This window comes from Paenibacillus sp. FSL K6-0276 (assembly GCF_037977235.1).
Classification (GTDB): Bacteria; Bacillota; Bacilli; order Paenibacillales; family Paenibacillaceae; genus Paenibacillus_AQ.
The window spans coordinates 3,590,629-3,604,538 of record NZ_CP150276.1 but is presented as its reverse complement, the minus strand read 5'-3'; the positions used below and the strand labels follow the sequence as shown (position 1 = coordinate 3,604,538).

Genomic DNA, 13,910 nt, shown 5'->3' with positions numbered 1-13,910 from the left:
ATCTATTAAAAAACCCGCTGCTTGAAGGCAGCGGGTTAAATATTTTAGGTTGTTTATCTAGCCAACCATCCGCCGTCAACATTAAGAATATGACCATTCAGATAGTCGGAAGCTGCGGAAGCCAAGAATACAGCAGGACCCTTAAGATCTTCTGGTGTTCCCCAACGTGCTGCAGGGATACGATCTAGGATAGCGTCTGAACGATTTTGATCGGCACGGATCGGAGCGGTATTTTCAGTAGCCATGTAGCCTGGTGCAATCGCATTGATGTTCAGACCGGAGCCTGCCCATTCATTGGCAAAAGCTTTAGTAAGACCTGCAACCCCGTGCTTACTTGCGGTGTAACCAGGGACATTGATTCCACCTTGATAGGAGAGCATGGAGGCGATATTAATGATTTTGCCGGATCCTCTTTCCAGGAAGTGGCGACCAGCGATCTGAGACAGAAGGAACACTGTGTTCAAGTTTAGGTTAATAACATCGAACCAGTCTTTTTCACTATGGTCTTTTGCCGGAGTACGGCGGATCATCCCTGCACAGTTCACGAGAATGTCGACATGACCGGTCAGTGCAAGTGCTTGGTCAAATGTGTTTTGCAGGTTGCTATGATCACTTAAGTCAGATTCGATGCTAACCGCTTTTACGCCAAAAGCTTTTGCAGCGTTTACAGTCTCTTCACTTGTATTAAGAGATACGGATGCGATATCCGCACCTGCTTCTGCGAACGCAAGGGCAATGCCTTGTCCAAGACCTTGTGCTGCACCGGTTACGAGTGCTGTTTTACCTGCCAAGCTGAATAATGATGATGACATATAAATTACGCCCCTTTATTAGGTAGATTCATATTCTGGATTACTCGCATTCAATAGTCACTCCTGCTCTACGGAATTGATCAGCTGTATCTGGAGAGAGTCCTTTATCTGTTAGAATAACATCAACCTCTTGCAGAGAAGCGAACGTACGCAGTGCAGTTTGGCCGAATTTATGATGATCCACAACCGCGAACACCTTACGGGCTGTAGATACAAGGGCTTGCTTGAACTCAATTAAATCTCCTGTATAAATGGAGAGTCCATTTTCAATATGAACAGCTGTCGAGGACAGAAATGCTTTTTGAATATTAAGTTGTTGCACATAGGAGACGGCTTCAGGACCGGCCAACATATTGCGGACACGGTAACCCCCGGGAACAACAAGACGAATATTATCCTTGGGAACCAGTTCGCTGATGATGTATACATCATTGGTGACAACCGTTAGAGGCATATTGTCCAGGCGTCGAGCAATTTCAAGCGTAGTACTTCCACCGTCAAGTGCTATGATATCGTCCCGCTCAATATGGTTAAGTGCGCGCAAGGCGATCTCCGTTTTCTCGTCGGAATACTTATCCAGAGGATCCTTTGAGGGCAAAATACCAAACTGGTCGCTTTGTGCTAGCACGGCTCCGCCATGTACTCGCACGATCAGTCCTTGCTCCTCCAGCTTGCTTAAATCCTCACGAATTGTTTTTCCTGTGACCTGTAGCTTATCGCTCAGCTCATTCACCGTTACATCTTTTTGGTTCAGCATAACTTCCATAATCATCTCGTGTCGTCGTATCGGGTTCATCCGCTTGCCTCATCTTTCCGTAATTGATTTATCTCTATTGTAGTTCTTTCATGGATACGGGGTCCATATCATCATATCTTTTATTATCGCCAGCCATACTCCAGATAAAAGTATAGTTATGAGTACCAACACCACTGTGGATGGACCAGCTTGGAGAAATAACCGCTTGTTCGTTTTGCATTACGATATGGCGAGTTTCATTAGGCTCTCCCATTAAGTGGAATACAACGGAATCGTCCGGAAGATCGAAATAGAAATAGGCTTCCATCCGGCGTGGATGTGTATGAGCTGGCATCGTATTCCACATGCTACCTGGCTTCAGTTGAGTCATTCCCATAACTAGCTGAGCACTTTGTACGCCATTTGTATGAATGAAGCGGTGAATTGTACGCTCGTTGGAGTTCTCCAAACCGCCCATCGCACCGGATTCGGATTCAGCCAGAGTGGTTTTGGTAGTTGGATAGGACTGGTGAGCAGGCGCAGAATTCAAATAGAATTTGGCGGGCTTGGAAGCGTCTGCACTTTTGAAGATAACATCTTTAGAACCTTGACCGACATATAGACATTCTTTGAAATCTACTTCATATTCTGTACCATCAACAACAACCGAACCTTTACCGCCAACATTGATGATCCCCAGCTCACGGCGTTCCAAGAAGTAAGTAACCCCAAGTTCTTTAAGGTCAGTTGTAAGTACAACTTCTTCCTTAACAGGATTAGCGCCACCAACGATCATGCGATCTTCATGGGTAAGTACAAGCTTCAGCTCATCTGGTGCAAAAATGACAGGAATGTGGAATTCCTTACGGAGGCGCTCAGTGTCAAACTGCTTAACTTCATTAGGATGGGATGCGAAACGTCTTTCCATGGAATATTCAATCTCCTTCACAAGCATATTTTCGTTCGTATGGGTATAATTTACTCCATTTATGTTCATATTACAAGTGTTTGTTTTTAATTTGTCGTTCACTTTAGTTTATTATTAGTTTTTAACAATTGCCAAATGAACAAAAAATGTGCACAATAGAGCTGAAATGCTTAGTTCTCATTTATAGGATTGTTATCATACTATTGAAAATTGAGATGTGGGAGGTTGAACTTGAATGCTGGAGTCGAAGGGTATTCAGAGTACTTATCAGGACCGTCAACAAGAAATCATTATAAGTATAGCGCTGGAAGCGCAGAGACGACCTCTGCTTGAGAGTGGACTCTGGTTCCACGATGATGTGCGAAATAACTTTTATTATGCCTCGTATCTTTTTGCAGCTGCAGTAGATGATTCTTTGTCGTTGCCTTTTGACCGTGAAGAAGCGAAGCAGAAGGCACAGGATGTGCTGCTTGAGACATTAATGCTACAGAATCGTCAACCTGGCACGGAACTATACGGGCACTGGCCGCTTGGATTGAATCCGGTTCCACGTGAAGCTTCGCCGCATGTGTTGCCTGTGGAAATTATGGGTAGCTTGCTTGTTTACTTTTGCAAAAGATATGGTGGAGCACTAAACGCTCAACTTCGCATTGTCCTGAATACAGCATTTGGACATATTTATCGGAGTAATTTCTTCCGTAAGCCGGTAGTAACCTTTGGACATCATGAAGCGAAATATACAGCAGCAAAGCTGATTTTTGGTACTATGTTTGCAGATGATGTGCTAGTTGAGGATGGTCGGCAAAGCCTGAAGGATACATTGACATACATCCGTTCTAAGGGAATGCCAGAATACGGCAGTCTCCCATGGTTCTGGCATTGGATACAAGCGTTTACCTGCGCTTTGGAGCTTGTCCCAGCAGAGGATACGGATTTAATAACTACTCTTAAAGACATGCTTGACCATCTTTGGAATGTAAGAGCAGAGTTTTATTTACGTGGAGCTTGGGTGGGTGCACATTCTAGAGGTTGGCCACATGATGTACCAGGTGACGCTAATGTGCTTCATGATTATGTTCAATTCGGAGATTTCCAGTTACCTGAGGCGATGCCACGCACAGAATATGCTGGATTGCTATTCTATAAAGCACCGGATGAAGTATTAACAGCAGCAATGAATCGCCAGACGCCAGTGGAAGCTACCAAGATTACACAGAAGGTAGTCCCAGCAGATCCGAACGCTCAACCACTGCTTCATTCCTATGCCTATATTACAGAGGATTTTGCAGCAGGTGGGATGTGGGAGCGAGTAGAGGAATTCGATAATGAGCAGCTTCGTTGGGCTTTTTCCCTGCCTGTGAATGGAGAGGGAGGAGCCAACCAGCTGTATTTCTTCCACCCAGGTCAAGGTTACAATGAAGGAGACCCTCGACACCAGAGTCGTTATATGGAGGTCCTCTATCACAAGAATGTCATTATTTCTTTATTCCCCATTCCTCAGGGTGAAAAGAATACGATCATCGGTGTTCTCCCCCATGGTGAGTGGATGCAAGACCAGAATGCATTGTTCGGTCAGGTTGCAGATACCTATTTCGCAATTTATTTATCTCATTCATATCATCTGCAGGAACGTCTGGGATATATTGAGGTATCCGCTCAAGGGATGCCGGGAGGAGTGATCGTTGAGGCGATCGGTGTCAAGGAATCTGCTGAGCGTGGCATAATCGGACTGGATGCATTCGTAATAGCTATGGCCCATAATGAACCCCAGTTTGAGATGGGAGACGGATTGGCGGCTCATTATACCACCAGTAATGGCGATAGATTGCATTTGAGTATGGAGGGTGAGTCAGAGCTACCGCGAGCTTTGCTGAATGGTGTAAAGATTTCTTTGGAGAACTATACGGTTTAGTGGGACCTAACCATAGTTGTGAGTAAAGTTAGGATGGAGTCGACCTTAAGGTCGGCTTTTTTTATATGTAAATATGCGATAAGATCCGTTAATATCCCATTTCCCAATAGAGTTCCGTGTACCAAAAGGTCCGATGACATTCTAATGCATTTACTGCAACAGAATTTGTTATTACACCTGATTTGATTGAATGAAGTGCAATAGAATCTAATTATTGCGTATACTACACTGCCGCTTCATCTGGAAATTTAATCCTAATAAAAAACAGCTTTCCTTTAAGGGCAAGGCTTTCGCGATGTTATTAGTAATTAATTACATTAATCCCTAAATTATTGAGAGACATTTATCACAATAAAGGTTAATATCTAAGTGAGACAAATGAATGAATGCGCTTTCTTAAATCCAATCAAACCTAACTCAATGAATGCGAGGGATTTACTGTGACAGGAACTGAATTTCGTGTAGAGAATGATTTTCTAGGTAGCAAACAAGTAGATAAGGACGCATACTATGGGATTCAGACATTACGCGCAGTAGAGAATTTTCCAATTACGGGTTATAGAGTGCACAATGAGTTAATCAAAGCGATGGGGATCGTAAAGAAAGCCGCTGCGCTTGCAAATATGGAAATTGGCAGGCTCTATCGTGGGCTTGGAGAAGTTGTTGTTAAAGCAGCGGATGAGATCATCGAAGGTCAATGGCACGAACAATTTATTGTAGACCCTATACAGGGTGGTGCAGGTACCTCGTTAAATATGAATGCCAATGAAGTCATTGCTAACCGAGCATTAGAACTGCTTGGTCATGAGAAGGGAGACTATCGCCATTTGAGTCCCAACTCTCATGTGAATATGGCGCAGTCTACAAATGATGCATTCCCGACGGCCATTCATATTGCCACGCTTTCTCTTTTGGAACAACTGCTTGTGACTATGCGAAGAATGCATGGCGTGTTTGCAGATAAAGCCAAGGAATTCGATCCGGTTATAAAAATGGGACGCACGCATCTGCAAGATGCAGTGCCGATTCGTCTGGGCCAAGAGTTCGAGGCTTATCGCAGAGTACTTGAGAGAGATATCAAACGTATTGAACATACACGCCATCATTTGTATGAAGTAAATATGGGTGCAACTGCTGTAGGAACTGGATTAAATGCTGACCCTCGATATATCGAAGTGGTTGTAGAGCATTTGGCTGAAATAAGTGGATTGCCATTAGTTACTGCAGATCATCTTGTGGATGCTACGCAAAATACAGATGCATATACAGAAGTGTCTGCTTCCCTAAAAGTATGCATGATGAACATGTCTAAGATCGCCAATGATCTGCGGCTTATGGCCTCCGGCCCACGGACTGGATTTAATGAGATTTCACTGCCAGCTCGCCAACCTGGATCTTCTATCATGCCAGGAAAAGTAAACCCAGTTATGGCTGAGGTTATCAATCAGGTGGCTTTTCAAGTGATAGGGAATGACCATACGATCTGTCTGGCTTCCCAAGCAGGTCAACTGGAGCTAAATGTTATGGAGCCTGTGCTAGTGTTCAATCTCATTCAGTCCATCAGCATCATGAACAACTCCTTCCAAGTCTTCACAGACTTCTGTCTGGCTGGTATTGAAGCCAATAAAGAGAAGCTAGAGCGGGATGTGGAACGGAGTGTCGGAATCATTACCGCGGTTAACCCACATTTGGGCTACGAAGTGGTTTCTCGTATTGCTCGTGAGGCGATTTTGACAGGAGAGTCTGTACGGGAATTGTGCCTTAAGTATAATGTGCTATCCGAAGAAGAGCTGAATCTGATTCTGGACCCTTACGAAATGACGCATCCGGGGATCGCAGGCGCAACTTTATTGCATAAAGAGTAGGGGATTTCCTAAACATCAAGCCCTGACTTGGTCATCCGTCTCCTACAATATTTTAAAAGAACCTACTTCAACGATGGTTAGAAGTAGGTTCTTTTGCGTTTCAGGCTTACAGGAAAAAGAATGAGCGTAATAAACCACGCTTCCTTGGTGGAGAGGGTAACCTTGTAGTTGTAACGGGATGGGAAGCTTCATTAGACGTGAAGGCGTTGCCTTTTGTAACTTGCATTGGTTCTAGGGATGCCGCTAATTGTTTGATCATTATGCGCAGATCCTCAAGCTCCTCACGCTGCTGAAGCAACTGTATCATGACTACTTCGTCGGCTTTTTGATCGAGTGTACGTTCAATATAATGAATCCGGGACAATATATCTTGCATAGGCTCAGCGTCTGTGGGATGAAGTGGATCTTGCGGTGACGTGGACATCTGATTTTCGTTCGATACAGTTAATTGCATGCTTTCCAGTGGTTCTCCGTGATTAATGCGATCTTTAATATGACTAAGCAAGCTGATTTGCTGCTCTGAGAATGTATAGTGGCCAAATCGGTCCTTTGGAAAAAAATCAGGGAACATAGCAGCCCAACGTTTGATCGTTGTTTGGCTAACAGACAGCAGCTCTGCGGCATCCTTTGTTTTCAGAATTTCCATTTTGATTCCTCCAGTTCAGGTAGTCATGTTATGAGTAATTCGTTATTTAGAAGCGGCTCCCTGCACGGTTGACAAAGGAAGTGCGGATTCGATAAACAAAGTGTAATTACGAGCAATCTCACCATTCTTGTATTTCACTATCTTGCTTTTACATTCTAGAATGAGTACAGATGACCCTGAAGCGGGGTATACTTGGTTTAGAGGTGAAGCGTATGGATAGGAGTGGAGAAGTGGAAAAGATGACCGAGGAGCAATGGCAAGCTATTTTGCAAAATGATGCAGCCTATAATGATAAATTCTTCTATGCTGTGAAGACTACGGGAATCTTTTGCCGACCTTCCTGTAAGTCCAAAGCACCTAATCGAGAGAATGCACGTATCTTTCAAAATGCAGAAGAAGCGCTAGAATCTGGATTTCGTTCCTGTAAAAGATGCAAACCGACGGGTGAGCGACTGCCTGATAAGGAATGGGTGGCTGTAATAACTGAATATATCGACAAACATTATCAGGAACCTCTTACTCTTGAAACGTTGGCTGAAGTGTGTCATGGCAGTCCCTATCATTTACATCGAACCTTTAAGAAAGTTTTGGGAATCACTCCAGTGGATTATATACAACAAAAGAGAATCGATAAGGCATCTGAATATTTGGTTACCACGGAGCGGGCAGTAGCTGACATTGGATTACACGTGGGTCTGCCAAATACTTCGTATTTTATTACCTTATTTAAGAAAAAAATGGGGCACACCCCAACGCAGTATCGTCAGCTTAACAAATTAGAATTAACGAATCATTCTGAATTATTTTTGGAGGAACAAAAACATGGAGAGTAGAACAAATGCGATCATATACTGGACATTGCTAGCTTATAAGGAATGGAGTTTCTATATCGTAGCATCGGAGAAAGGATTAAGTTATGTGGGGTCGCAGCAGAAGCCATTCGAAGAAATGAGTGAGTGGGTTACGCGTCGTTTTCCTGGAAATGAACTGGTGCAGGACGATGAGAAAATGGCGTCATATGTACAGGAACTGATCGAATATTTGCAAGGGAAACGGCAGATGTTTAGTATTCCTTTCGACTACCATGGGACTCCATTTCAACTTACAGTGTGGAAAGCACTTTGTGAAATTCCATATGGACAAACGTGGTCTTATTCGGACATCGCCACATATATTCAAAAGCCAGCTGCAGTACGCGCGGTAGGGACGGCTATTGGTGCGAATCCAATACTAATTACGGTTCCTTGTCACCGAGTAATTGGCAAGAATGGAACATTAACTGGTTACCGTGGGGGATTAGAGATGAAGACGAGGCTGCTTAATTTAGAGAGTGGAAAGCTTGCTCAAGAATTATGAACCATGAGATCCAGTACAAAACCCCAAAGACCTTACTAAATAAAGGGACGGGTTATCTGAACGGTTACAGTCATTCCTTAAATCCATATACCGGCTGCACTTATGCTTGTTCCTTTTGTTATGTGCGTCAAATGCCCGTTTCGCTATTTCGCAAAGAGGAATGGGGAACATGGGTAGATGTCAAACAAGAAGCAGCAGCTATTTTACGCAAAGAACTCCAGAAAGCTAAGTCTAAGGGACCGGTCTCCATCTTTATGTCGTCAAGTACAGATCCGTACCAACCGATTGAGCTCAAGGAGCAGGTAACAAGAGCTTTGCTGGAGGTTATGTTAGAGAACCCGCCTGATTTTCTGTTCGTGCAGACGCGTAGTCCGCTCGTACGCAGAGATATGGATTTACTATTACGCTTAGAAGGTAAGGTTCGCGTGAGCATGACAGTAGAGACGGACCGTGAAGATATTCGCCAAAAATTCACACCCAATGCTCCGCCCATTTCTGCAAGATTAAAGACACTGCAATTACTGCGTGAAGCAGGCATTCCTGTTCAGGCTACAATCGCTCCGGTATTGCCAAGCAGCTCGTCCTTTCCAGAGATTCTAAGGGAATTGGTGGATAGAGTCTGTATCGACGATTATTTTATGGGAGATGGCAGTGGGGGCAAACGTACACGGAGATTAGGTATTTATTCCCTTTATGAAGAGTTGCAGCTAGAAGATTGGTATGATCCAGCGGCATATCGTAGGGTGTACGATGGACTCCGGAGTGTTTTTAATGAAGATGAGCTTTTCTTGAGCCAGAAGGGGTTCGAGCCTTAAACTGAAACATGTTATAATAAACGAGAGCATTCATACTTAGTATTTTAAAATATAAGAAAGTATACGCTTTGCATCTATATGTTCTTATATTTCTCGCATATACGCTTTGCGTCCTTATAAGGACGCCGAAGGCGTTTATGCTTGTATACTTAATACCTGTAATCGCTTATTGGAGGAGTAGAGTGGCAAAAGCAAAAGTGGCCAAGCGGCCCACAAGAGATGAATTTGTACTTGAGGAGCTAGGTAATCAATTAGTTGAAGCCAAGCAAGAAGGTTCTGAGATTTTATTGACCGTATGGGGAAAAGAAGAACAGGTGCGCGGAACGATTGTAGAAATGGACTCGCGGACTGGAAAAGTACACATCAGTAAAAACGAAGGTATCGAAAAAGTTCCGTTTATGGATATTATGCAAGTTAATTATCCCAGAGATTAATGGGAACGCAGCAATAAGAGGTCCTGTGAGCCATGTTGGCTTTGGGGCCTCTTTGACCATAAAATATCGAATAGATTATAGAGAGGTAGATCAGATATGGCAGTAACCAAAACCAACGCGATACGAATTCTAGATGCGAAGAAAATTGGATATGAAGTGTTTGTTTATGACAACGAGGATGGACTAATCCATGGTACGGCAGTTGCGGAGAAGATTGTAAAGGCGGCAGAGACGGTTTTTAAAACTTTGGTCGCTCATAGTGGAGCAAATCTTTATGTGTTTGTAATTCCAGTTGCCGAAGAGCTTGATCTAAAAAAGGCGGCCAAGGCCGCCGGAGAGAAAAAGATTGAGATGTTGCCAGTGAAGGATTTGCAGAAGTGGACAGGTTATATCCGTGGTGGATGTTCACCAGTCGGTATGAAAAAGCTATATCCAACGTTCATTGACATCAGCGCGGAAGGGCTGGAAACGATAGCCGTCAGTGCTGGAAAGATTGGTCAGCAAATGGACGTATCACCGCAGGTTCTTGCTGGGGTAATAAATGCAAAATTCACAGATCTAATTAAATAGATGAGCAACAAGAAGACCTAAATACTCCTTCAAGGCTGTGCCTGTAGTGGAGATTGCTCCTGGCGAAGGAGTGAACTTTGAGGGTTGCAGCGAAAATTCAGCGCTGGCGATATAATCAGTAGGATAAGCTTGCGCTGTTAGCCCTGCATTCTTGAAGTGCTGCATCGCACGGGGCATATGAAAGCCAGAAGTGACTAGAACAGGACGCTTAAGTCCTTTCGCTTGTAGGATTGCGGCGGTATTTACAGCATTCTGCTCCGTGTTGAGGGATTGATTGTCGGTCAGGATATCCGCTTCGGAGATGCCTAGTCCGAGCAGTTGTCTTTTGGCGATATCCGCTTCATTACCGCTGTCAGAGAAGACTTGTCCACCAGAGAATAGGATGGGTAAACCACTGGCATTATGTAGTCGTAGAGCTGTAATTAGCCGATTCGCTGCTGATCCATATAAGTTGCCCTCGCCATCAATATCCGGTGTCCCAGAGCTTGCGCCTCCACCAAGCACGACGATGACATCTCCTTGCAATGTATCCGGTTGTGGATATTTTTGTTCTAAACCTCCGATTAACGCATCACTGACTAAAGGAGTCATGGAGAAATACATAAGCAGTGTAACGCCAAGCAGAACAAGTGCTGGACGACGATTCTTTTTCCATAACCAAATGACAAGACCGAGCAGAAGAATGATGAATAGGCCTGGAGGAAGCACAAAGCTGTATACAAATTTGATGATGTAAATCAACAGTATCAACCGCCTTCGTAAAATATGAGTACAGGTTGTATTGTAACATGAGATGGGGTGTTCTAAGTTGCACTAAAGACCGGAACGGTCTTTTTATTTGATGAGATACCAAATATAGAGCTAGACTGGGAACGGAGGATTTCCCAATACACCATTGAGGAAGGTGAGACGATTGGTTAGTTTTCCTGTTGAAGAGCAATTGTATAAAACTACGCTAGAGCACGGTCAGTTAAAGTTGTTTATATACGCAAATCCCGAGTTTATGAAGGTGCGACCTGCAATTCTGTTTTTTCATGGTGCGGGATTTTCAACCAATAAAGTCACACCGAATCAATTTCAAAACCACGCCAATCATTTTGCTTCACTAGGTTATTTATCAATTTGTGTTGAATATCGACCGCTTCAAGTTGAAGGATTATTTTCACCAATCGATTGTATACTTCATGCGAAATCAGCAATTAGATGGGTCCGAAACAAATCAAGTTCATTAGGAATTGACCCTAATAAAATTACAGTAGCAGGTGCCTCTGCTGGTGGTTATTTAAGCCTTTGCTGTGCGATGCTGGAACAATTTAATGATAATTCTGATGACTTAGCAATTAGTTGTGTTCCAAATGCTGTAGTTGTTTTTAACGGTGGAGTGGACACTATCCAACTTATTACAATGTTCCCAAGCTTAGCAGAAGAACTCTCTCATGCTTCGCTTATACAACATGTTAGAAGTGATTTGCCGCCGTCTATATTATTCCATGGTACATTGGATGAGAATGTTCGACATGAAACAGTTAAAGACTTCGTGGAGAAGATGAAACAGAGAGATAACGACTGTACACTGATTTCGTTTGACGGTATGGGTCATGGATTTTTTAACTTTGGTCAGCATGAAAATATACCTTACGAAAGAACAATTAATGAGACCGAGCGTTTCCTAAGGGCTAATATGATGTTATAGGCTTTATTCGTTTAACGGGAAAGGTTAGTTAATCGAAACAAGGAGTAGATTGCCGCGGCAGCTGCTCCTTGTTTTATTAAGCTATTTGGCAGGATAGTTGAATAAATGTTTAATATTTCTCAGGAAGTTGTTAGATACATAGTCATTACAAGGGTGCGTCCGAAACAAAAAAGTTTTTCCTAAACTACCCAACCTTTTTCGTTTTCGCTGCAGTATATATTTGAGTGCCACCGATAAGAAGGGGTTTTAGAACATGAATAAACAACATGCTGACCGTGTCATCAAGGATTACATCAAGCCGCTATATGGTTTTGCTTTGAACAAAACGGGAAAGATCGCCGAAGCTGAGGAGCTGGCGGGAAGAATTACGCTGGAAGTATACCAAGCGCTTCTCAAAAAGACAGAGTTACTGGATCTGAACAGCTACGTCTTTAAGATTGCGCATTATGTGTGGGCGAGATTCGTAGGCGAGAAAGTAAAAGCTTCCAACCAAATGCGGATTGATGACTATGAGGTGTTGGCCGGAGACGAGGGCTTCGACGAGATCATCCGTCAAGAAACGGCTGGTGCATTGCGGCGGGAAATAGCTTTTTTATCTCACCAGCAACGGGAAATCGTTGTCAAGTACTATTACGGTCGAATGAAAATTAGCGAAATCGCGGCTGAGATGGGTCTTTCTAGCGGCACGATCAAATGGCACTTATTCGAAGCGAAAAAGGAGCTGAAACACAAGATGAACACAATTCGATCGATGGGTAATCTCGGCATCAATCCGATTCGCATGACAGGTTTAGGGCATAACGGATCCCCAGGAACCAAAGGCGACACCGCCGACTTTTTAGCGACGGCGATCAGACAAAACATCGCTTTCTCAACTTATCACAAGCCGCTCACGGTTAATGAAATCGCCGAAGAACTGGGCATTTCACCTGTATTTATCGAGGATGAAATCGAACTACTGGAAGAATATGGTTTTATGGATAAATTATCGGGTAGAAAGTATCGTACCAATATGTACATTGATGATCCGTCCCCAATGAAAAGCGAGGTACTGTACCCATTGTTCAAAGAATATGCGGAGATTGCGGTTGAGCATTATTTCAAAATGTTTTTCTCGATGGATGAAGTGTTCCAAGAGACAGGTGTCTACATTCCAGGCGGCGATGTCAATCTACTGTTGTGGAGCCTCATTCCGTATGCTGGTAATCAATTGAGCTTCAAAGAACTCAATAGGGTTAGCCATGAAGAGGTTTCCGTCAGCCGCAAAGATGGCGGCCATTACGCCGCTCATGCAACGATCCACAGAGAATTTGACGTCAGTTTTGATCCTAAACAATATTATTATAGTGGAGATATGAATCGGGATTCGGATGAGCTTGCACTAAAGGCATGGCAGGTCGATACGTGGTGGTGCGGCAGACAGGACAGTTGGCGAGACAATCTGAGTTCGGATTTCATCAGTCTGATGCATGTGATCAATGGAGATTTACCGCAAAACGATGTGAACATTGACGCCTATCGCCGTCTTTTCGACAAACAATATTTGCTGCGAACGGAATCTGACCTTGAAGTTAACATTGTTTATTGCAAGGATAAGCAAACAGGAGAACGACTGCATGCGGCGATTCCGCAACCGTCCGAACGAATCAAAGAAGCTGCCACGAAATTAGATCAAGCTGTTTATCAAGTGAACCTCGATGGACAACCAGATCATGCGCATAAATATGTGCGTTACTGGTCACAGAACTGCATGGCGTCGGGAACAATACTTGCTTTCGTACTCAAATATTTAGTCGACATCAGCATGTTAAAAGTTCCTGATCCGCATCGGAGAAATGGCATTTCCACAATCATGTTCATGAATCAAAGCTAGCTTCAAATTAATCACAAGAAAATGAAATATTTAAAGTACCAAAGACCTTTCAAAGCTGAAAATAAAAAATGAGGCTGGTGCAGCAACGAGAGTAGGATTAATCTCCCATGAGTGCTTCCCAAAAGGGAGCGACAAACTGTGATGCACCGTGGTCGTTGGAGTCAGACTAACGGATGGGCTCTAAGGCACCATAGTTGATCGACCTTCCTCTCCCAGCCATAGTAGCAGTATGGACAGATTCGTCGATCCATTTTCACCATCTGTGGTTCA

The 13,910-nt window shown here is 43.6% G+C and carries 14 protein-coding genes; 9 read left to right on the top strand and 5 right to left on the bottom strand.

The genetic code is table 11. The features are described 5' to 3' along the window. Positions 1-53: 53 nt before the first annotated feature. From kduD to kduI, 3 genes are read right to left on the bottom strand one after another with little or no spacing between them, the layout of a single operon-like run. Complete coding sequence (gene kduD / locus MHH52_RS17045) at positions 54-812, bottom strand: 2-dehydro-3-deoxy-D-gluconate 5-dehydrogenase KduD (RefSeq protein WP_340003733.1); 759 nt, start codon at positions 810-812, stop codon at positions 54-56. Positions 813-852: 40 nt separating this feature from the next. After that, positions 853-1,608, bottom strand: a complete 756-nt coding sequence (locus MHH52_RS17040) for a DeoR/GlpR family DNA-binding transcription regulator (protein WP_340003732.1) — start codon at positions 1,606-1,608, stop codon at positions 853-855. 34 nt (positions 1,609-1,642) lie between these two features. After that, positions 1,643-2,476 carry a 5-dehydro-4-deoxy-D-glucuronate isomerase gene (kduI, locus tag MHH52_RS17035; RefSeq protein WP_313641427.1) on the bottom strand — a complete coding sequence of 278 codons (834 nt, stop codon included), beginning with the start codon at positions 2,474-2,476 and terminating at the stop codon, positions 1,643-1,645. Between the two features lie 235 nt (positions 2,477-2,711). Between kduI and MHH52_RS17030 the strand changes: the two genes are divergently transcribed. Together MHH52_RS17030 and aspA are read left to right on the top strand one after the other, a co-directional pair. Beyond that, on the top strand, positions 2,712-4,388 hold the full coding sequence (locus tag MHH52_RS17030) for a hypothetical protein (protein WP_340003731.1): 1,677 nt from the start codon (positions 2,712-2,714) through the stop codon (positions 4,386-4,388). A 440-nt stretch (positions 4,389-4,828) separates the two neighbouring features. After that, positions 4,829-6,253, top strand: a complete 1,425-nt coding sequence (gene aspA / locus MHH52_RS17025; protein ID WP_340003730.1) for an aspartate ammonia-lyase — start codon at positions 4,829-4,831, stop codon at positions 6,251-6,253. Between the two features lie 106 nt (positions 6,254-6,359). On the opposite strand, the gene MHH52_RS17020 is transcribed toward aspA, so the two are convergent. Continuing rightward, on the bottom strand, positions 6,360-6,899 hold the full coding sequence (locus MHH52_RS17020; protein ID WP_313641430.1) for a MerR family transcriptional regulator: 540 nt from the start codon (positions 6,897-6,899) through the stop codon (positions 6,360-6,362). Between the two features lie 239 nt (positions 6,900-7,138). On the opposite strand from MHH52_RS17020, the gene MHH52_RS17015 reads away from it, so the two are divergent. The 5 genes from MHH52_RS17015 (at position 7,139) to ybaK (ending at position 10,074) form a co-directional block, all read left to right on the top strand. Further along, positions 7,139-7,732 (top strand): bifunctional transcriptional activator/DNA repair enzyme AdaA, encoded by a 594-nt coding sequence (locus MHH52_RS17015; RefSeq protein WP_340009707.1) that lies wholly within the window; start codon positions 7,139-7,141, stop codon positions 7,730-7,732. Beyond that, positions 7,722-8,255 carry a methylated-DNA--[protein]-cysteine S-methyltransferase gene (locus MHH52_RS17010; RefSeq protein ID WP_340003729.1) on the top strand — a complete coding sequence of 178 codons (534 nt, stop codon included), beginning with the start codon at positions 7,722-7,724 and terminating at the stop codon, positions 8,253-8,255. Before MHH52_RS17015 ends, MHH52_RS17010 begins: the two co-directional genes overlap by 11 nt. Beyond that, complete coding sequence (locus tag MHH52_RS17005) at positions 8,252-9,070, top strand: radical SAM protein (RefSeq protein WP_340003728.1); 819 nt, start codon at positions 8,252-8,254, stop codon at positions 9,068-9,070. The genes MHH52_RS17010 and MHH52_RS17005 overlap by 4 nt, the downstream gene beginning before the upstream one ends. A gap of 182 nt (positions 9,071-9,252) precedes the next feature. Then, positions 9,253-9,504: a YolD-like family protein gene (locus tag MHH52_RS17000; protein WP_042189285.1), complete on the top strand. Its 252-nt coding sequence runs from the start codon at positions 9,253-9,255 to the stop codon at positions 9,502-9,504. Between the two features lie 96 nt (positions 9,505-9,600). After that, positions 9,601-10,074 (top strand): Cys-tRNA(Pro) deacylase, encoded by a 474-nt coding sequence (gene ybaK / locus MHH52_RS16995; protein ID WP_340003727.1) that lies wholly within the window; start codon positions 9,601-9,603, stop codon positions 10,072-10,074. Here ybaK and MHH52_RS16990 read toward each other — a convergent pair. After that, positions 10,063-10,815 carry a YdcF family protein gene (locus MHH52_RS16990; protein WP_340003726.1) on the bottom strand — a complete coding sequence of 251 codons (753 nt, stop codon included), beginning with the start codon at positions 10,813-10,815 and terminating at the stop codon, positions 10,063-10,065. The two genes, ybaK and MHH52_RS16990, sit on opposite strands and share 12 nt — an antisense overlap. 163 nt (positions 10,816-10,978) lie before the next feature. Here MHH52_RS16990 and MHH52_RS16985 point away from each other — a divergent pair, with 163 nt between their 5' ends. Continuing rightward, complete coding sequence (locus MHH52_RS16985) at positions 10,979-11,767, top strand: alpha/beta hydrolase (RefSeq protein ID WP_340003725.1); 789 nt, start codon at positions 10,979-10,981, stop codon at positions 11,765-11,767. Between the two features lie 253 nt (positions 11,768-12,020). Further along, on the top strand, positions 12,021-13,640 hold the full coding sequence (locus MHH52_RS16980; protein WP_340003724.1) for a sigma-70 family RNA polymerase sigma factor: 1,620 nt from the start codon (positions 12,021-12,023) through the stop codon (positions 13,638-13,640). Positions 13,641-13,910: the final 270 nt, after the last annotated feature.

Coding starts and splice junctions, on each gene's coding strand:
- kduD (WP_340003733.1), bottom strand. CDS start 812: ATGTCATCATCATTATTCAGCTTGGCAGGTAAAACAGCACTCGTAACC.
- MHH52_RS17040 (WP_340003732.1), bottom strand. CDS start 1,608: ATGAACCCGATACGACGACACGAGATGATTATGGAAGTTATGCTGAAC.
- kduI (WP_313641427.1), bottom strand. CDS start 2,476: ATGGAAAGACGTTTCGCATCCCATCCTAATGAAGTTAAGCAGTTTGAC.
- MHH52_RS17030 (WP_340003731.1), top strand. CDS start 2,712: ATGCTGGAGTCGAAGGGTATTCAGAGTACTTATCAGGACCGTCAACAA.
- MHH52_RS17020 (WP_313641430.1), bottom strand. CDS start 6,899: ATGGAAATTCTGAAAACAAAGGATGCCGCAGAGCTGCTGTCTGTTAGC.
- MHH52_RS17015 (WP_340009707.1), top strand. CDS start 7,139: ATGACCGAGGAGCAATGGCAAGCTATTTTGCAAAATGATGCAGCCTAT.
- MHH52_RS17010 (WP_340003729.1), top strand. CDS start 7,722: ATGGAGAGTAGAACAAATGCGATCATATACTGGACATTGCTAGCTTAT.
- MHH52_RS17005 (WP_340003728.1), top strand. CDS start 8,252: ATGAACCATGAGATCCAGTACAAAACCCCAAAGACCTTACTAAATAAA.
- ybaK (WP_340003727.1), top strand. CDS start 9,601: ATGGCAGTAACCAAAACCAACGCGATACGAATTCTAGATGCGAAGAAA.
- MHH52_RS16980 (WP_340003724.1), top strand. CDS start 12,021: ATGAATAAACAACATGCTGACCGTGTCATCAAGGATTACATCAAGCCG.